The sequence below is a fragment of the Hyphobacterium sp. CCMP332 genome (genome assembly GCF_014323565.1).
Lineage (GTDB): Bacteria > Pseudomonadota > Alphaproteobacteria > Caulobacterales > Maricaulaceae > Hyphobacterium.
In genome coordinates this window covers 1,037,644-1,054,419 of sequence record NZ_CP058669.1, presented here as the reverse complement: position 1 = coordinate 1,054,419, position 16,776 = coordinate 1,037,644, and the positions used below count along the sequence as shown (strand labels likewise).

Below are 16,776 nucleotides of genomic sequence, written 5' to 3'. Positions count from 1 at the left end.
TCCATAGCCGACATGCGCTCTTGGCCGCGTGTCAGGCGTCCGATAGGCTCGAAACCGATAACAATATTGTCAGGCAGGCTTTTCATGCTCTCCGGATCCATTACCGCACTCGTCACCCCATTCAAGAATAATGCCGTGGATGAAGCCGCCTTCCAGGCGCTTGTCGAGCGCCAGATCGACAGCGGCACCCATGGACTGGTTCCTGTTGGCACAACCGGCGAAAGCCCGACCCTGTCTCTGGATGAGAAAAAGCGGGTGATTGCCCTCACCATCGAGGTGGCCAATGGACGTGTGCCCGTGATTGCCGGGACGGGATCAAACAATACCGCTGCCTCGGTCGAGATGACGCAATGGGCGAAAGAGGCCGGCGCAGATGCCGCCCTGGTCGTGGCACCCTTCTACAACAAGCCATCGCAGGAGGGTTTGTTCCGCCATTTCGAAGCCATTTCAGCCAGCTGTGATCTGCCGGTCGTGGTTTACAACATTCCGGGACGCTCGATCGTCGATATCCAGCCGGAAACCATGGCGCGCATTGCAACGCTGCCCGCCGTGATCGGCGTAAAGGACGCGACGGGCGATCTGACGCGTGTCGGTGCGCATCGCCGTCTGATCGGCGACAAATTCATCCAGTTGTCGGGAGAAGATCCGACGGCGATTGGTTATAATGCAGAGGGCGGGGTGGGGTGCATATCCGTCAGTTCCAATGTCGCGCCAGCGCTATGTGCGCAATTACAGAATGCGACCCTGTCGGGAGATTATCAGGAGGCGCTGGAAGTTGGCGATATGCTGCAGCCCCTGCACAAGGCGCTCTTCCTCTCACCGAGCCCGGGGCCGGCCAAGTATGCCTTGAGTTTGCTGGGATTGTGCTTACCTGATGTCCGCCTGCCACTGACCGAGCCTGACGATGCGGCCAAAGCAGCTGTGCAGGCCGCGATGGAACATGCCGGATTGATCTGATGGCCAAAGACCCGAATGCCGCAGTCGCTGTGAACCGCCGCGCGCGGTTCGACTATGAAATCGAGGAGACATTCGAGGCCGGGCTGCAATTGCATGGCAGCGAGGTCAAATCCCTGCGCAATGGCCGCGCCAACATCGCTGAAGCTTATGTCGGCCCCGAAGGCGACGAGATTTTTCTGATCAATGCGGATATTCCGATGTATGCGGGGGCAAACCAGTTCAATCATGAACCCCGCCGCCGCCGGAAACTGCTGTTGAAGCGCAAGGAAATTGCCAAGCTTCAGGGCGCCGTTGCACGGGAAGGGCGGACCATCATTCCGCTCAAACTCTATTTTACGGATCGCGGTTTTGCCAAGCTTCTCATTGGCCTGGCAAAAGGCAAGAAGACGGTCGACAAGCGTGAGACCCAGAAGCAGCGCGACTGGAATCGGCAGAAGTCCCGCCTGATCAAGAATTACGGCTAGCGTTCGAGAAACGCCCGGATATCCGCAAACACGTTTTCGAACATGGTCTCGGTCAGTCGGCCGGTATTCGTGTTGTAGCGGGAACAATGATAGCTATCGAAGAGCCGGACACTCCGGCCATTCACATCGAAATCCTGCGCCGCCTGGTGCGCAAACTTCATGGCCGACACCCGCTCGCCGAGCGCGCGGAGCGTATTGTCGTGCGAAATCTTTCCAAGGCACAATATGGCTGACAGGCGGGGGAGGGCCCGGAGCCGCTCCGTCAGAAACGGGCGGCAAGCATTCATTTCCGCACCGACCGGCTTGTTCTGAGGCGGCACACACCTCACTGCGTTGGTGATCATCACACCTTTCAGTGTCAGGCCATCGCCCGCATGACCGCCATACTGCCCATCAACAAAGCCGAATTTTCCGAGCGTGGCATAGAGCAGATCGCCGGCGTAATCACCGGTGAAGGGCCGTCCTGTCTGGTTGGCGCCTTTCAGGCCAGGGGCAAGCCCGACAATCAGAAAGCGCGCCTGCTCATCCCCGAATGAAGGAACAGGTGCGTTGTGAAATGACGGGAAAAGGCGGCTGTTGGTTTCCCGGAAGGCGACCAGCCGCGGGCAGAGCGGACAATCGAGCGGCGCTTCCGGGCCGTATCGTTCAATCGTCATCGTGTTGCGGTCGTACGCCCTCGCGCCCGATCATGGATTTCAGATCGGCGAGATCAATGAAACCATCGGCTTGCCGCCGCAGATCGTCTGAAATCATGGGCGGGCGGGCTTTCAATGAAGACACAACGGTCACGCGCGCGCCCTTGCGCTGGCAGTGTTCGACCGCATATCGGAAATCGCCGTCTCCGGTGAACAGAATGATGTGATCGAGATAGGTTGCGGCCGAAATGATATCGACAGCCAGCTCAACATCCATATCGCCCTTGATGCGCCGGCGGCCGGAATCATCCGTGAACTCCTTGGCTGGCTTGGTGATGACGTTGAACCCGTTATAATCGAGCCAGTCGACGAGCGGTTTGAGCGGCGTGAAGTCCTCGTTTTCCAGCAAAGCCGTGTAATAATTGGCGCGGGTGAGGCGGCCCCGCTTACGGAATTCGTCGAGCAGCTTCCGGTAATCAATATCGAAGTCGAGCGCTTTTGACGTCGAAAACAGATTGGCACCATCAATAAAAAGTCCAATACGTTCATTTGGGTAAAAGGTCATGGGGATCTCCCGCAGTTCAAGGTTAAAAACATGACGGAGCTCGCGAAAATATATGTCGCGCTCGGCGCCAATCTGCCTTGCGACGGCCTGTCTCCGCAAGAGACCCTGACCGAGGCATTGCAGCGAATGTCCGGCCGCAGTGTGACGCCGGTTTCGGTTTCAGGATACTGGACTTCACCGGCATGGCCAGACCCTGCCAGGCCCGCCTATGTCAATGCCGTCGCGGAAATTGCAACAGACCTGTCGGCCGGGCGGCTCTTGAGGGTGTTGCAGGATATCGAGGACGGGCTTGGCCGGGAGCGCAACATGCGATGGGATTCGCGCACCCTGGACCTTGATATTGTGGATTATCGCGGGCTTGTCGTTGACGAAGCCGAGCTGACATTGCCACATCCGAGAGCGCAGGAACGGGCCTTTGTCCTTTTGCCCTTGCAGGAGATCGCGCCTGGCTGGGTCCATCCGGTGTCAAAGCGAGGTATTTCCGAGCTGATTTCCTGCTTGTCCGACGAGGTTTTGGCTGAAACCCGCCCCATTCGCTGAAATCGCTGTGTTGCATTGCGGCAAAGCCCTTGCGGTAAGGGTAAAGCAGCGTTACTTACTGCGATCCGTTTACGAGAATTTACAGGAGGCCGCACGTATGGCCCGCGTCACCGTTGAAGATTGTATCCAGAAAGTTCCGAACCGTTTTGATCTCGTTCTGCTGGCTGCGCACCGCGCCCGGAATATCTCGGCCGGTTCCGAGCTGACGCTCGACCGCGACAACGACAAAAACCCTGTCGTGTCCTTGCGCGAAATTGCTGATGGTAATCTCGACCTAAACGCGTTGAAAGACAGCCTCATCAACGGCCTGCAGCGCGTCATTCCGAGTGATGAGGAAGAAGAAGAGCGCGCATCGCCGCAAGATGATCTTCCGCAAATCGCGTCCAAGCCGACTCCTGTTGACCCTGATGAAGCCGACATGCTCAAAGCGCTGCAAAGTGATCGCGACGGCGCACCAGACAACCGGTTCTAGGGCGGGGTGAGCCTCGCCGCGCCAGACCTTGATCATCCGGCGTTTGAGTCCTACCCAACCGCCGACGATCTCGTCGGGCGTATTTCCAAATATTATCCGACCGTTGATGCCGATCTGATCCATCGCGCTTACGATTTCGCGCGGGAAATGCATGCTCCGCAGAAGCGCTATTCCGGCGAGCCGTATTTTGCCCACGTTGCTTCGGTGGCCATGATTCTGGCAGACTTGAAGATGGACGCGGCCACGATCTGCACGGGCCTGTTGCATGACACGGTCGAAGATACGCCGGCGACGCTCAAACAGCTGAGCGAACTTTTTTCTCCCGAAATTGCCGCCCTGGTGGATGGCGTCACCAAGCTGGGGCAGATGGAGCTGGGCTCCAACCGAACCAAGCAGGCCGAGAACTTCCAGAAACTGGTCGTGGCGATTTCGTCCGATGTCCGTGTCCTGATCGTCAAATTGTGCGACCGGCTTCATAACATGCGGACGCTTTATCACGTGCCAAAGCCGGACAAGCGCGAGCGGATCGCAACCGAGACCCTCGAAATCTATGCACCACTGGCGCGCCGGATCGGGATCAACCGCCTGTGTGTCGAGCTGGAAGACCTTTCCTTCCGGCATATCAACCCCGCGGCATTCGAATCCGTCTCGATGCGCCTTGCTGAAATGCGGGAATCCCGTTCCGAGGCTGTCGCGGAAGTCTCCCAGGTTATTATGGCGAAGCTTGAAGCGTCCGGCATCCAGGGGCGCGTTTTCGGGCGGGAGAAAAGGCCTTATTCCATCTGGCGCAAGCTGGAACGCAAGGGCACGAGCTTTGGCGAAATCGCCGACATCTATGCCTTCCGCCTTATCGTCGATCAGGTTGATGATTGCTATCGGGCGCTCGGCATCATTCATCAGAACTGGCGCTGTGTGCCCGAGCGTTTTCGCGATTTCATTTCGACGCCCAAGCCCAATAATTACAGATCCCTGCATACCACCATTGTCGGGCCCGAGAGTGTCCGCGTTGAGATCCAGATCCGGACCGAGGAGATGGATGCGATTGCCGAGAGCGGTGTCGCCGCGCATTGGCGCTATAAGGGTCAGAGCTATGGCTATGATGCCGACGCGGCGAAATCGGCGGGCGGTGATCCGCTCGAGCGCTTGCGGCCCTTCCTGGAAATTCTCGAACAGGGTGGTGACCCGGACGAGTTTCTCGAGCATGCCAAGCTCGAGATGTTCGCCGATCAGGTCTATTGCTTCACCCCCAAGGGTGAATTGATCGCATTGCCGTCTGGCGCAACGCCGCTGGATTTTGCCTATGCCGTTCACACCGAGCTGGGGCACACCTGCATCGGTGCCAAAGTGAATGGGCGGGACCGGCCCTTGCGCACGCGTCTGAAAAACGGCGATGTCGTGAATATTCTTCGTGGCGGCCTGCGTCAGCCGCCGGCAGGCTGGGAAGAACTGGCCGTCACCGGAAAAGCGCGGGCGGCCATCCGCCGATTGATCCGGACGACAGAACGGGCCGAGTTTGAAGGCATCGGCAAGATGCTCGCTGAACATGCGTTTGAACGGGAAGGAAAAGTCTTCCGTGAAAAGGGCCTAGAGGATGCGTTGGCGCGCCTCGATATTGAATCAACGGATGAGCTGTATCAGGCACTCGGCCGCGGGCGCCTGACGTCTGGACATTTCCTGGATGCGGTTTTCCCCGGCCGGCGTGATAGCCGCCAGTATGATGCCAGCGAAAAAGAGTTGATACGCGATGACAAGGCCCGGTTATATGTACGCGGGCGCGGTCTGACTCCGGGTGTTTCCATTCACTTCTCTGAATGTTGCTCGCCCTTGCCGGGGGATCGCATTGTCGGCGTGATGGTTCCGGACAAGGGCGTCACCATTCATACGATCGATTGTGACTCCCTGACCGAGCACGACGAGGCCGACCCGGATCGCTGGATTGATCTAGGCTGGACGGCGGAGGCCGAGGAAAACGCGGTATCGTCGGCGCGCGTTCATGCGGTCATGCACAATACGCCCGGCGCGCTGGCGGAAATTGCCAGGGCCGTGGGAGAAAACCGCGGAAACATTGGCAATTTGAAAACCCTGAAACGCGCCAAGGACTTTTTTGAAATGCAATTTGATATCGAAGTGTTCGACAATCGGCACCTCGCGAACATTATCTCTGCTCTGAAAATGTGTAACAGCGTGGTGTCTGCGGAGCGGGCCCGCGGTGAAATGGATGAGGCCGGAGTATGAATACCGACGACGTTCTGAATGAGTTCCGCGCTGCCGGCGCATTGCTGGAAGGGCATTTCATCCTGTCCTCCGGTCTGCGCAGTCCGGTATTCCTGCAGAAGGCAAAAGTCTTTGCCGATGCCGAACGGACGGCAAAGCTTTGCAAGGCTTTGGCCGAGAAGGTGAAGGCCGAGCTGGGTGAGACGCCCGATATTATCGTTTCGCCAGCGGTTGGTGGTATTGTTCCCGGTTACGAGATGGGTCGGCAAATGGGCTTGCCGGCGATCTACGTTGAACGCGAAGACGGCGAGTTCCGTCTGCGCCGTGGATTTGAGCTGTCGCCGGGTCAGAAGGTGCTGGTAGTCGAAGACATTGTGACAACTGGTCTGTCATCGCGGGAATGTATCGACTCGCTCAAGGTGACCGGCGCGACCGTGCTGGCGGAGGCGTGCCTGATTGACCGCTCTGGCGGCAAAGCAGACGTTGGCGTGCCGCTGATTGCCCTCGCGTCAATTGAATTCCCGGCCTACGCGCCGGACGATTTGCCACCGGAACTGGCGGCCATTCCGGCGATTAAGCCGGGAAGCCGGGGGCTCAAGACATGACCCGGCCTGTCCGTCTTGGCGTCAATATCGACCATGTTGCGACGATCCGGAATGCGCGCGGTGGATTGCATCCCGATCCGGTAAGAGCTGCGCGCCAGGCTGCAGAAGCGGGCGCAGATGGCATCACGGCTCACTTGCGCGAGGATCGCCGGCATATTGGCGACAAGGACATCGAACGCCTTGCCCGCGAAATTGATCTGCCCTTGAATTTTGAAATGGCGGCGACGGAGGAAATGCTGGCCATTGCGCTTTCACACACACCGCATGCCTGCTGTATCGTGCCGGAAAAGCGCGAAGAACGAACGACCGAAGGCGGGCTGGACGTTGCGGGCGGCCACCAGCATATCGCGCCGTTTGTTGATCGGCTGAACGTGGCGGGCATCCGCGTCTCTCTGTTTATCGAGCCGGACCCGGTCCAGATCGCTGTCGCCGAAGCCATTGGTGCCTCGGTGGTGGAGTTTCATACCGGAGCCTATTGCGATGCGTACATCGCGGGCGATCGGGCGAAGACAGCCGAGCTATTGAAGCGCATTGAACTGGCCTGCGCTCTGGCGGATGAACGCGGTCTGGAAGTTCATGCCGGACATGGTCTGACCTACGACACCGTGAAACCGGTGGCGGCCATCGCCCAGGTCAGGGAATTGAATATCGGCCATTTCCTGATCGGAGAGGCGATTTTCCGCGGCTTGCGGGAAGCGGTTACAACCATGCGCGGGTTGATTTCGGATGCACGCAGTGAGGCAGCAGCTTGATCATTGGCACAGGCACAGACCTGATCGATATCCGTCGGATCGAGAAGACTCTGGAGCGGTTCGGGGACCGTTTTACGCGGCGCTGCTTCACGGAAATCGAACAGGCCAAATCGGACCGCCGCAAGGAACGCGCTGCGAGCTATGCCAAGCGCTATGCGGCGAAGGAGGCCGGGGCCAAAGCGCTCGGGACCGGCATAGCGCGGGGTGTGTCGTGGAAAGAAATCGGCGTTGTGAACCTGCCGGGCGGCAAGCCCACACTTGAGCTGAAAGGCCGGGCACTGGACTGGCTGGCGATGCTCACGCCGGAGGGAATGACCGCGTCGGTCCATATCAGCATCACTGACGAACCGCCCTATGCGCTGGCGAATGTCATAATCGAAGCTTTGCCCGAGGATCGGGCATGAGTGTCGAAATCAAACGGGTTCAGGACAATATCGGTTATCAATTCAAGGATATAGAGCTGCTGACGCGGGCGTTGACGCATGCCAGTTTTGGTGACGGCAACAAGCAGGTTCGCAATTACGAGCGCCTTGAATTTCTGGGTGACCGGGTCTTGGGACTGATTGCAGCCGAAGCCATGTTCACAAAGTTCAAAATGGCCCGGGAAGGGCGCCTGGCACCGCTTTTCAATTCCCTGGTCGACAAGACGGCCTGTGAGCGGGTGGCGCGGCAGTTCGAGCTGGGGCCGGCCTTGCGCATGTCACCGTCCGAAGAAAATGTCGGCGGACGAAACAAGGCTTCCATTCTTGCCGATGCGACGGAGTCCGTGATGGCGGCCGTCTATCTGGATGGCGGTTTGGAGGCGGCTCGTGCCGTATTCGAGCGCGGATGGGGCGAAGCTGTGTCGCGGCTCACTGAAAAACCGCACAATCCGAAGTCGGATTTGCAGGAACTGGCCGCCAAGAAAGGCTATGGTGTCCCGCATTATGATCTGCTGGAGCAGGCCGGGCCCGACCATCGACCGATATTTGTCGTTCGGGTCGAGGTTGACGGCTTTGATCCCTGCGAAGGTCAGGGCGGGTCCAAACAGGAAGCACAGCGTGAAGCCGCATCGGCCATGCTGCAAAGGATTAAAAGTCATGACTGACTCACGTGCCGGTTTTGCGGCCATTATCGGGGCACCGAACGCTGGCAAGTCGACGCTGGTCAATGCGTTGGTGGGAGAAAAGGTCTCCATCGTCACGCGGAAGGTCCAGACCACGCGTTTCCCGGTTCGCGGGATCGCGATGGACGGCGAAAACCAGATTGTTCTGGTGGATACGCCGGGCGTTTTCGAGCCGCGCCGGCGTCTGGACCGCGCCATGGTGAAAGCGGCCTGGACGGGCGCGGATGATGCTGATGCCATTGTCCATGTCATCGATGCGGAAGCGCGCGATCTGGTGGCTATCGGCAAGGGCGGCGGTGCCGAAAAACTTTCCGTCAAGGATGATGACAGCGTCACCGAAGGACTGAAGGCGGCCGGGAAAACGGCCATTCTGGCATTGAACAAGATCGACACAATTGAGCGCGATCGACTTCTGCCTCTGGTGGAATCCCTCACGGCGACCGGCGTCTATTCCGATGTTTTCATGATCAGTTCGACCAAGGGCTATGGCGTGGCGGATCTGAAAGCCAAGCTGGCGTCGATGATGCCGCTTTCGCCGCATCTCTATCCGGCTGATCAGGCCGCTGATATCCCTCAGCGCCTTCTGGCGGCCGAGATTACCCGCGAGCAGATATATGACCGCTTGCATCAGGAATTGCCTTATTCAACCGCGGTTGAAACCGAAAGCTGGCGGCGATTGCAGGATGGCTCTGTGCGGATCGAGCAGCGGATTTTTGTTGAACGAGACAGCCAGCGGCCGATCGTTCTGGGCAAGGGCGGCAAAACCGTGAAGGTCATCGGATCCGCCGCCCGCACCGAGATGGAACAGGCTTTCGGCTGCAAGATTCACCTTTTCCTGCAGGTACAGGTGCAACCCGGCTGGGATGAAAATCGCGCCCGCTATCTGGCGATGGGTCTGGACTACGATATCTGATGGAATGGAGCGGCAGAGGGCATGTTCTGGCCGTTCGACCGCATGGTGAAACCAGCGCGATTGTCGAATTGCTGACTGAAGATCAGGGTCGGCATGCCGGCCTTGTACGCGGTGGGCGTTCGCGGACCATGAGGCCCGTTCTCCAGCCCGGAAATACGGTGACAGCGAACTGGCGGGCCCGTCTAGCCGATCATCTGGGAAATTTTGCGATTGAAGCGGATATCTCCCGCGCCGGCCTGGTGATGGATAATTCGCTTTCACTCGCAGGTCTGAATGCGGCCTGCGCCATTGCCTGTCAGGCCTTGCCGGAACGGGAAGGTCATGCACCGGTTTACCGGGCCATGGAGGTCTTTCTTGATGCACTCGATAATATCGACATCTGGCCGATGCTCTATATCCGTTGGGAGCTCGGGCTCTTGAAGGACCTCGGCTACGGGATTGATCTGTCGAAATGTGCCGCTACCGGCGCGACGACGGGCCTGACTCATGTCAGCCCGAGAACAGGCCGTGCCGTCAGCCGTGAAGCGGCAGCTCCCTATATCGACAAATTGCTGGCCTTGCCGCGGTTTCTGCGCGACCCGGAAGCTGATTTTGAACCGGGCGATATCGCCAACGGGCTCGCCTTGACGGGCTTCTTTCTACAAAGGCGCGTCCTCTGGCCCATCGACCGTGATTTGCCTGAATCACGTGTGCGTTTGCTCAAGGCACTAACGGACGCCGGGCAGATTTAGCGGCATACTGGCCGGGTCCGAATCAGGAGTGCGGCATGGGCGATGTATTTACCCCCGAGGGCGGGGAAATTTTTGAAGAACCCTTCGATGAAGCGCTGTCAAAGCGCTATCTGGCCTATGCGCTCTCGACCATCACCCAACGGGCTTTGCCTGACGCTCGTGACGGGCTGAAACCCGTGCACCGACGCATTCTTCACGCCATGCGCGTGCTCAAGCTGAATCCGCGGGATGCTTTCAAGAAATCTGCCCGGGTCGTCGGGGACGTGATCGGTAAATTTCACCCGCACGGTGACCAGGCTGTCTATGACGCGCTGGTCCGATTGGCGCAGGATTTTGCTTCGCGATACCCGCTGGTCGAGGGACAGGGCAATTTCGGCAATATTGACGGTGATGGTGCGGCCGCCATGCGGTACACCGAGACCCGCCTGACCGAAGCGGCCGAGCTGCTCTTGCAGGACATTGATCAGGGCACGGTTGATTTTCGCGAGACCTATGACGGTTCAGAGGAAGAGCCGATTGTTCTGCCCGCGGCTTTCCCCAATCTTCTGGCCAATGGTGCCACCGGTATTGCGGTGGGGATGGCAACATCCATCCCGCCGCACAATGCCTATGAGCTGTGCCGGGCGTCGCGCACACTGATTGCCAATCCGGATGCCTCGGTGGCCCAGCTGCTGCGGTCGGTCAAAGGGCCCGATTTCCCGACCGGTGGGATTTGTGTGGAATCCCCGGAATCCATTCGCGAGGCCTATGAGACCGGACGTGGCGGCTTCCGTCTGCGCGCAAAATGGGAAACCGAAGACCTTGGCCGCGGTACCTGGCAGATTGTTGTCACCGAGATTCCGTATCAGGTCCAGAAATCCAAGCTGGTTGAGCGGATTGCCCAATTGCTGGACCAGAAAAAACTGCCGCTCCTGGAAGATGTGCGCGATGAGAGCGCCGAGGATATTCGCCTTGTGCTGGTGCCCAAGAGCAAAAATGTAGAGCCCGAACTCCTGATGGCAGCGCTCTACAAGATGAGCGAGCTGGAAAACCGGATTTCGCTCAATCTGAATGTTCTGGATCCGACGGGCACACCCCGCGTGATGAGCCTGAAGGACGTCTTGCGCATCTGGCTGGACCATCGCCGCGAAGTCGTGGTGCGACGTGCCACAACCCGACTGGCCAAGGTGGAAGACAGGCTTGAGGTGCTGGCCGGCTACATCATCGTCTATGCGGATCTGGATGAGGTGATCCGGATCATCCGCTTTGAAGATGAGCCCAAGGCAAAGCTGATGGCGCATTTCCAGCTGAGCGACCGGCAGGCCGAAGCGATTCTCAATATGCGCCTTCGTGCCTTGCGGAAGCTGGAAGAGCTGGAGATCCGGAAGGAAGAAGGCAATCTGCAGAGTGAGCGCGGTGAGCTCAAGACGCTGATTGGTTCGGAATCCGTTCAATGGGAAAAAGTCGACGGCGAAATTGCCGAGGTTGAAACGGCCTTCGGTCCGAAAACCGCTATCGGCGCACGCCGGACGGAAATCAATTTTGCCGGCATTGTGGAATATGATGCAGACGCGGTCGCTGAATCGCTGATCATTCGCGAAACGATCATGGTTGTGGTCTCCCAGAAGGGCTGGATACGCGCCCTGAAAGGTCACGCCCATGACATCAGCACGATTGCCTTCAAGGAGGGCGATAGCGCGCTCTTTACCGTGAAGTGCGAGACTATCGACAAGCTGATCCTGTTTGCCACGGACGGAAAATTCTACGCGATAGATGCTTCGAAACTGCCGGGCGGCCGCGGTCATGGAGATCCGTTGCGGCTTCATGCCGGCCTGCCAGAGGACGCTGCGCCTATCGCATTATTCAAACACGACCCCGAGCGGGAGTTGTTGATCGCCTCCCGGGCCGGAAACGGATTCCGTGTCAAGGAAGCCGACGTCTTCGCGACCAAAAAGGGTGGCAAGCAGGCCTTGAATGTCGGAGATGGCGAGGCGATTGCCTGTGTGTCGGTTATCGGTAGCAAGATTGCCGTTTCCAATGACAAGAAGCGGTTGTTGATCTTTGACATTGCTGATCTTCCGCAAATGTCGCGCGGCAAGGGCGTCCGCCTGATGGGGGGGAAGGGTGCTGAACTGATCGATGTCGCGACCTTCAATCCTGATGAAGGGCTGGCCTGGATTGATGGCGCCGGTCGCCGTCATGTCTTTGAAGACTGGAAGGATTGGGATGGCAAGCGCGCACAAGCGGGCACGGCGCGCCCCCGGGGTTTCCCGAAGACGGGAAAATTCATGCCGTCGGATCCTGTAGCAGTAGCGCGCGCCATGGATTCGGCGTAATCAGCCACTAGTTTCGATTCAAATGAATCCGGAGGGAATGCTTATGGAATGGATTATCTTGTTGGTCGTTGTGGTCGTGATCGCCTTCTTTGTGATCGGCATTTACAACCGCCTGGTCGCTTTGCGGCAGACCACAAATCAGGCTTGGGGCGATATCGACGTGCAGTTGAAACAGCGGGTCGACCTGATCCCGAACCTGGTCAACACGGTCAAAGGCTATGCCAGCCATGAGAAAGAGACGCTGGAAAACGTCATCAAGGCGCGTCAGGCGTCGGTTGATGCCAGCAGTGTGAAAGATCAGGCGCAGGCCGAGAACATGCTCACAGGGGCCTTGCGGCAGATTTTTGCTCTGTCCGAAGCCTATCCGGACCTGAAAGCGAACGAGAATTTCCTGTCGCTCCAGAACGAGCTTGCAGATCTTGAAAACAAGATCGCTGCGGCCCGCCGCTTCTTCAACAATGCCGTGAGCGAATTCAACACGGCTGTCGAGCAATTCCCGGCGGTGGTATTTGCCAGCATGTTCGGCTTCAGCCAGCGTGAATTTTTCGAAGTTGCGGATCGCGCGTCTGTTGAAAATGCGCCTGAAGTAAAATTCTAGGACTGCCAGCATGATGGGCGCGGTCGGCCTCCGCACGCATATCTGGAACAATAATCTGAAATCCATCCTGCTTCTGGCTGGATTTCCGTTCCTGTTGATGTTGCTGGCGTTTGCCGCCGCGCTCGTTCTGACCGGTATGGGTGGAGACACCTATTCTTCCGGGCAGGGTGTAATGGATCTTGGCGCAGATTTTTCCGCCGCGATCGACAGCTGGCCTACCATGGCGCTGTGGTCGATCATCATCGCCGGCATCTGGTTCGTGATTGCCTGGTTCGGCCATCAAACCATGATCGACATGGCGACCGGAGCGCAGTCGGTCACCCGGCAGGAAGAACCCGAACTCTATAATCTGCTTGAAAATCTGTGTATTTCGCGCGGTATCACCATGCCGAAGCTGAAGGTGATCGAAACGGACATGATGAATGCCTATGCGAGCGGCCTGACGGATAAACAATACACCGTTACGGTGACACGCGGCCTGATGGCGAAGCTGAACAAGGCCGAGCTGGAAGCTGTTCTCGCCCACGAACTGAGCCACATTCTGAACCGGGATGTCCGGCTGCTGGTCATATCGGTCATTTTTGTCGGTATCTTTTCATTCGTCGCCCAGATCGTCTTCCGTTCGCTTTTCTGGGGCGGATTGGGCGGCCGGTCTTCGGGACGACGCGGCAATGCGGCGCTGTTGATGATTATCGCCATCGCCATCGTGGCGGTGGCCTATTTCCTGGCGATTGCCATTCGCTTTGCCCTGTCGCGCAAACGCGAATACATGGCGGATGCCGGCGCGGTCGAACTGACGCGAAATCCGGATGCCATGATTTCGGCGCTGGAGAAGATTTCTGGCCATGCCGAAATGGACAATGCGCCGGATGGTGTCCGCGAAATGATGATTGAAAATCCGAAGGCCGGTTTTGCAGGTGTCTTCGCCACCCATCCGCCGATTGAAAAGCGGATCGAGGCATTGATTGAATTTGCGGGCGGCCAGAGACGGGTGCGAAGCACCAGCGTGCCGTCGGTCTAAAGACGCTCCATCAGCAAAACTTTTGTGCCGTCGATTTCGCCTTCGCCATAGGTTTGATAGCCGAGGTGCTGCGCGATTCTGATCGAGGCCGTATTCCCCGGCTCGATCATGCAGATGGTGCGGCTGCGTCCGTGCGTTTCATCCATCCACTTCATGCAGGCGGTCATGGCTTCACGGCCATAGCCCTTGCCGTGTACCGCCTTGTCGATGACGTAACCTATTTCCGGGTCGCCGCTGAAACCGGCGGGTTCGTCGCGTTTGAAATCCGCAAAGCCGACAAGGCCGATAAAGTCGCCCGACGCGATCTCTTCCAACGCCCAATAACCGTATCCAAGTATGGGCCAATATCCCGCGCTGGAGACGACCCGCGACCAGGACCGGGATGGTGGTGAGGGTTTTCCGCCAACGAAACGTACATTCTCTGGATCGGACCAGATGCGGCAAACAGGGTCGAAGTCCTCGGCTTTGAGAGGACGCAAGCGCAATCGTTCTGTTTCGATGACAGGAGCGATAAGAGGCCTAGTCATAGAGCAATTCCGGCAGGCCGGTCGCCAACCAGGGCAGGAGTGCGACCAGAATGATGACGATCAGCTGGATGCCGACGAACGGCAGGGCACCGCGATAAATCGCGCCGGTGGTCACGGTCGGCGGGGCGACGCCACGAAGGTAGAAAAGCGCAAACCCGAATGGCGGCGTCAGGAAGCTGGTTTGCAGGTTCAACGCCATCAGGACGCCCAGCCAGACCGGATCAATGCCCATCATCAACAGGATCGGTGCAACAATCGGCACGACGACGAAGGTGATTTCAATAAAGTCGAGGAAGAAGCCGAGCAGGAACATGACCAGCATGACGATGGCGAGCGCACCCCATTTGCCGCCAGGGACGGCTTCCAGCGCGGCCTGCACCGTCGCGTCGCCGCCCAGTTCCCGGAATATCAGGGAAAAGAGCGCTGCGCCGATCAGGATAACAAACACCATTGCCGAAATCTGGGCGGTTGCGCGCATGACATCATCGAGCACGCCGGTCTTTTTCAGCCGCCATAGCGCGGCTAGCGCGCCGGCAATGGTGATCGCAACAAAGGTATAGGCCAGATAAAGACCGAATTGGTCAGGGGCCGATATGTTCTCGCGTCCGACTCGCAGATCGAACATCAATGTCATGGCGATAAGGAGGAAGAGGGACAATGCGCCGACGCCAGCAAGGAGTTGTCCGGCCTTCGGGTTTGTATCGGCGCCGGCATTGCGGAACCCGGCCAGGAAGGTCGCGCCTACTGCGCCTACCCCGGCGGCCTCCGTCGGTGTTGCCAGCCCGGTGAGAATAGACCCCAGAACCGCTACAATCAGGCCGAGGGGCGGGATCAGAGCATGCAGGAGCCTGGACACCGAGACCTTGTTTTCGAGTGGCGCTGGCGGCGCTTTCGAAGGCTGCGTGATGGCGACGAATATCTGATAGCCGATATAGGCTGCGACCAGCAGCAGTCCGGGAATGAGCGCCCCGGCGAAGAGGTCCCCGACCGAGACGATGTCCGGCGAGAAAATGCCCTGGGCACGTTGCGCTTCCTGATAGGCATTCGAAATCTGATCGCCGAGCAGAACGAGCACGATGGAAGGCGGAATGATTTGCCCGAGTGTTCCCGCTGCGGCGATCGACCCTGCGGCGAGGCCGGGATCATAGCCTCGCTTCAGCATGGTCGGCAAAGACAGAAGGCCCATGGTGACGACGGTTGCCCCGACAATGCCGGTCGACGCGGCCAAAAGGGCGCCGACCACGACCACCGAAATGCCCAGCCCGCCACGAAGCGTGCCGAACAGGGCGCCCATGGCTTCCAGCAATTCTTCCGCGACCTTCGATTTCTCGAGCATCACGCCCATGAAGACGAAAAGCGGGACGGCGACCAGAATGGACCGGTCCATCTCCATCATGTTGCCGTAGATGCGCTGCGGAAAGGCGCGCAAATGTATGGGATCAAACACATTAAGCGCGAGACCGATACCGGCAAAGAGCAAGGCGACACCGGCGAGGGTGAAGGCGACGGGATAGCCGCGCAGCAGTGCCGCGAACGCTATTGCGAACATGAGGAATGGCAGGAGGTCGATGAGGATATTCATCTAGAGTTCCTGATCGACGGCTTTGACGTGGCCGGGCGCGGCCTTGCCCGAAAGCGTCAGCGCGGCCCGCATGGCGGAAGCCAGGCCCTGCAAGATCACCAAGACGGCGAAAACCGGGATCGCCGTTTTCAGAATGAAAACCAGTGGCAGGCCGTCGCTCTCGCGGGAGCGTTCCAGAATACGCCAGCTTGCATTGATATAGGGTGTTGAGACCCAGAGGATGAGCAGCGCCATGGGAAAGAGGCCCAGATAGGTGCCGATCATGTCGGTCCAGGCCTTACCCCGCTCGGACAGTTTTGCGTACACGATATCGACCCGCACATGGCCATCGGCCAGCAAGGTCGAACCGGCCGACAGGAGGAAGAGCAAGGCGTGCATGTAGACCACGCTTTCCTGCAGCTTTGTGGACGCAAAGCCGAAGACATAGCGCTGGATCACGACCGTGGCAGTGACAATCACCAGGCCGAGCGCGAGCCAGCGGGCCGCATCCCCGATAACCGTGCTGACGCCATCGAAAATGGAAATCAGCTTTCGAAACACCGCTTCAAGACGTCCGGGCAGTCCGGAAAAACGGCCCCAAAATCCACCGAGGAGGGGCAGGGCGAGGAGCGGGGAAGCCACCAGCCCGACCCAGCCAAGGGCGATACCGACCGGACGGGCGGTCTGGTAGAGATTGGTGTTTATCCAGCCGGATACGCCGCCTGCGGTCATGCCATCCAGCAGCGTCAGAAAGACGCTGCCAATGATGATCAGGACAACCAGCCAGTCTCCGCCGCGCAT

Annotated in this window: 19 protein-coding genes; 14 read left to right on the top strand and 5 right to left on the bottom strand. The window is 58.6% G+C overall.

Translation table 11 applies throughout. The annotated features are described in order from the left end of the window. The first annotated feature begins 84 nt into the window (after positions 1-84). Both dapA and smpB read left to right on the top strand, forming a co-directional pair. Positions 85-957, top strand: coding sequence for a 4-hydroxy-tetrahydrodipicolinate synthase (gene dapA, locus HXX25_RS05350; protein WP_187167470.1), 873 nt, complete (start codon positions 85-87; stop codon positions 955-957). Then, positions 957-1,421, top strand: a complete 465-nt coding sequence (smpB, locus tag HXX25_RS05345) for an SsrA-binding protein SmpB (protein ID WP_187167469.1) — start codon at positions 957-959, stop codon at positions 1,419-1,421. Before dapA ends, smpB begins: the two co-directional genes overlap by 1 nt. Here smpB and HXX25_RS05340 read toward each other — a convergent pair. Further along, positions 1,418-2,077 (bottom strand): uracil-DNA glycosylase, encoded by a 660-nt coding sequence (locus tag HXX25_RS05340; RefSeq protein WP_187167468.1) that lies wholly within the window; start codon positions 2,075-2,077, stop codon positions 1,418-1,420. The two genes, smpB and HXX25_RS05340, sit on opposite strands and share 4 nt — an antisense overlap. Continuing rightward, positions 2,067-2,621 carry an NYN domain-containing protein gene (locus HXX25_RS05335; RefSeq protein WP_187167467.1) on the bottom strand — a complete coding sequence of 185 codons (555 nt, stop codon included), beginning with the start codon at positions 2,619-2,621 and terminating at the stop codon, positions 2,067-2,069. Before HXX25_RS05335 ends, HXX25_RS05340 begins: the two co-directional genes overlap by 11 nt. 30 nt (positions 2,622-2,651) lie before the next feature. On the opposite strand from HXX25_RS05335, the gene folK reads away from it, so the two are divergent. From folK to HXX25_RS05275, 12 genes are all read left to right on the top strand, one after another. Beyond that, entirely contained in the window at positions 2,652-3,161 is a 510-nt protein-coding gene (gene folK, locus HXX25_RS05330) for a 2-amino-4-hydroxy-6-hydroxymethyldihydropteridine diphosphokinase (protein WP_187167466.1), read from the top strand. Between the two features lie 97 nt (positions 3,162-3,258). After that, positions 3,259-3,633: a DNA-directed RNA polymerase subunit omega gene (gene rpoZ / locus HXX25_RS05325; protein WP_187167754.1), complete on the top strand. Its 375-nt coding sequence runs from the start codon at positions 3,259-3,261 to the stop codon at positions 3,631-3,633. Positions 3,634-3,639: 6 nt separating this feature from the next. Then, positions 3,640-5,868 carry a bifunctional (p)ppGpp synthetase/guanosine-3',5'-bis(diphosphate) 3'-pyrophosphohydrolase gene (locus HXX25_RS05320; RefSeq protein ID WP_187167465.1) on the top strand — a complete coding sequence of 743 codons (2,229 nt, stop codon included), beginning with the start codon at positions 3,640-3,642 and terminating at the stop codon, positions 5,866-5,868. Beyond that, complete coding sequence (gene pyrE / locus HXX25_RS05315; protein WP_187167464.1) at positions 5,865-6,452, top strand: orotate phosphoribosyltransferase; 588 nt, start codon at positions 5,865-5,867, stop codon at positions 6,450-6,452. Before HXX25_RS05320 ends, pyrE begins: the two co-directional genes overlap by 4 nt. Next, on the top strand, positions 6,449-7,204 hold the full coding sequence (locus HXX25_RS05310; RefSeq protein WP_187167463.1) for a pyridoxine 5'-phosphate synthase: 756 nt from the start codon (positions 6,449-6,451) through the stop codon (positions 7,202-7,204). Before pyrE ends, HXX25_RS05310 begins: the two co-directional genes overlap by 4 nt. Beyond that, complete coding sequence (gene acpS, locus HXX25_RS05305; RefSeq protein WP_187167462.1) at positions 7,201-7,608, top strand: holo-ACP synthase; 408 nt, start codon at positions 7,201-7,203, stop codon at positions 7,606-7,608. The genes HXX25_RS05310 and acpS overlap by 4 nt, the downstream gene beginning before the upstream one ends. Further along, positions 7,605-8,291: a ribonuclease III gene (gene rnc, locus HXX25_RS05300; RefSeq protein ID WP_187167461.1), complete on the top strand. Its 687-nt coding sequence runs from the start codon at positions 7,605-7,607 to the stop codon at positions 8,289-8,291. Before acpS ends, rnc begins: the two co-directional genes overlap by 4 nt. Then, on the top strand, positions 8,284-9,222 hold the full coding sequence (era, locus tag HXX25_RS05295; RefSeq protein WP_187167460.1) for a GTPase Era: 939 nt from the start codon (positions 8,284-8,286) through the stop codon (positions 9,220-9,222). Before rnc ends, era begins: the two co-directional genes overlap by 8 nt. Next, complete coding sequence (recO, locus tag HXX25_RS05290) at positions 9,222-9,953, top strand: DNA repair protein RecO (RefSeq protein ID WP_187167459.1); 732 nt, start codon at positions 9,222-9,224, stop codon at positions 9,951-9,953. Before era ends, recO begins: the two co-directional genes overlap by 1 nt. Positions 9,954-9,988: 35 nt before the next feature. Next, the gene (parC, locus tag HXX25_RS05285; protein ID WP_187167458.1) at positions 9,989-12,268 is read left to right on the top strand and encodes a DNA topoisomerase IV subunit A; all 2,280 of its coding nucleotides are present in this window, start codon (positions 9,989-9,991) and stop codon (positions 12,266-12,268) included. Positions 12,269-12,305: 37 nt separating this feature from the next. Continuing rightward, a complete protein-coding gene (locus HXX25_RS05280; RefSeq protein ID WP_187167457.1) occupies positions 12,306-12,866 on the top strand; it encodes a LemA family protein in 561 nt (186 codons plus the stop codon). 10 nt (positions 12,867-12,876) lie between these two features. Then, the gene (locus tag HXX25_RS05275; RefSeq protein WP_187167456.1) at positions 12,877-13,887 is read left to right on the top strand and encodes a M48 family metallopeptidase; all 1,011 of its coding nucleotides are present in this window, start codon (positions 12,877-12,879) and stop codon (positions 13,885-13,887) included. Here HXX25_RS05275 and HXX25_RS05270 read toward each other — a convergent pair. The 3 genes from HXX25_RS05270 to HXX25_RS05260 are packed head-to-tail and all read right to left on the bottom strand — an operon-like array spanning position 13,884 to position 16,776. Then, on the bottom strand, positions 13,884-14,414 hold the full coding sequence (locus HXX25_RS05270; RefSeq protein ID WP_187167455.1) for a GNAT family N-acetyltransferase: 531 nt from the start codon (positions 14,412-14,414) through the stop codon (positions 13,884-13,886). The genes HXX25_RS05275 and HXX25_RS05270 overlap by 4 nt on opposite strands. Further along, the gene (locus HXX25_RS05265; RefSeq protein WP_187167454.1) at positions 14,407-15,996 is read right to left on the bottom strand and encodes a TRAP transporter large permease subunit; all 1,590 of its coding nucleotides are present in this window, start codon (positions 15,994-15,996) and stop codon (positions 14,407-14,409) included. The genes HXX25_RS05270 and HXX25_RS05265 overlap by 8 nt, the downstream gene beginning before the upstream one ends. Next, positions 15,997-16,776 carry a TRAP transporter small permease subunit gene (locus HXX25_RS05260; protein ID WP_187167453.1) on the bottom strand — a complete coding sequence of 260 codons (780 nt, stop codon included), beginning with the start codon at positions 16,774-16,776 and terminating at the stop codon, positions 15,997-15,999.

What these genes read in the sequence shown, in the direction of transcription:
- dapA (WP_187167470.1), top strand. Translation starts at nt 85, where the DNA reads ATGCTCTCCGGATCCATTACCGCACTCGTCACCCCATTCAAGAATAAT.
- smpB (WP_187167469.1), top strand. Translation starts at nt 957, where the DNA reads ATGGCCAAAGACCCGAATGCCGCAGTCGCTGTGAACCGCCGCGCGCGG.
- HXX25_RS05340 (WP_187167468.1), bottom strand. Translation starts at nt 2,077, where the DNA reads ATGACGATTGAACGATACGGCCCGGAAGCGCCGCTCGATTGTCCGCTC.
- HXX25_RS05335 (WP_187167467.1), bottom strand. Translation starts at nt 2,621, where the DNA reads ATGACCTTTTACCCAAATGAACGTATTGGACTTTTTATTGATGGTGCC.
- folK (WP_187167466.1), top strand. Translation starts at nt 2,652, where the DNA reads ATGACGGAGCTCGCGAAAATATATGTCGCGCTCGGCGCCAATCTGCCT.
- rpoZ (WP_187167754.1), top strand. Translation starts at nt 3,259, where the DNA reads ATGGCCCGCGTCACCGTTGAAGATTGTATCCAGAAAGTTCCGAACCGT.
- pyrE (WP_187167464.1), top strand. Translation starts at nt 5,865, where the DNA reads ATGAATACCGACGACGTTCTGAATGAGTTCCGCGCTGCCGGCGCATTG.
- HXX25_RS05310 (WP_187167463.1), top strand. Translation starts at nt 6,449, where the DNA reads ATGACCCGGCCTGTCCGTCTTGGCGTCAATATCGACCATGTTGCGACG.
- rnc (WP_187167461.1), top strand. Translation starts at nt 7,605, where the DNA reads ATGAGTGTCGAAATCAAACGGGTTCAGGACAATATCGGTTATCAATTC.
- era (WP_187167460.1), top strand. Translation starts at nt 8,284, where the DNA reads ATGACTGACTCACGTGCCGGTTTTGCGGCCATTATCGGGGCACCGAAC.
- recO (WP_187167459.1), top strand. Translation starts at nt 9,222, where the DNA reads ATGGAATGGAGCGGCAGAGGGCATGTTCTGGCCGTTCGACCGCATGGT.
- parC (WP_187167458.1), top strand. Translation starts at nt 9,989, where the DNA reads ATGGGCGATGTATTTACCCCCGAGGGCGGGGAAATTTTTGAAGAACCC.
- HXX25_RS05280 (WP_187167457.1), top strand. Translation starts at nt 12,306, where the DNA reads ATGCTTATGGAATGGATTATCTTGTTGGTCGTTGTGGTCGTGATCGCC.
- HXX25_RS05275 (WP_187167456.1), top strand. Translation starts at nt 12,877, where the DNA reads ATGATGGGCGCGGTCGGCCTCCGCACGCATATCTGGAACAATAATCTG.
- HXX25_RS05270 (WP_187167455.1), bottom strand. Translation starts at nt 14,414, where the DNA reads ATGACTAGGCCTCTTATCGCTCCTGTCATCGAAACAGAACGATTGCGC.
- HXX25_RS05265 (WP_187167454.1), bottom strand. Translation starts at nt 15,996, where the DNA reads ATGAATATCCTCATCGACCTCCTGCCATTCCTCATGTTCGCAATAGCG.
- HXX25_RS05260 (WP_187167453.1), bottom strand. Translation starts at nt 16,776, where the DNA reads ATGCGCGGCGGAGACTGGCTGGTTGTCCTGATCATCATTGGCAGCGTC.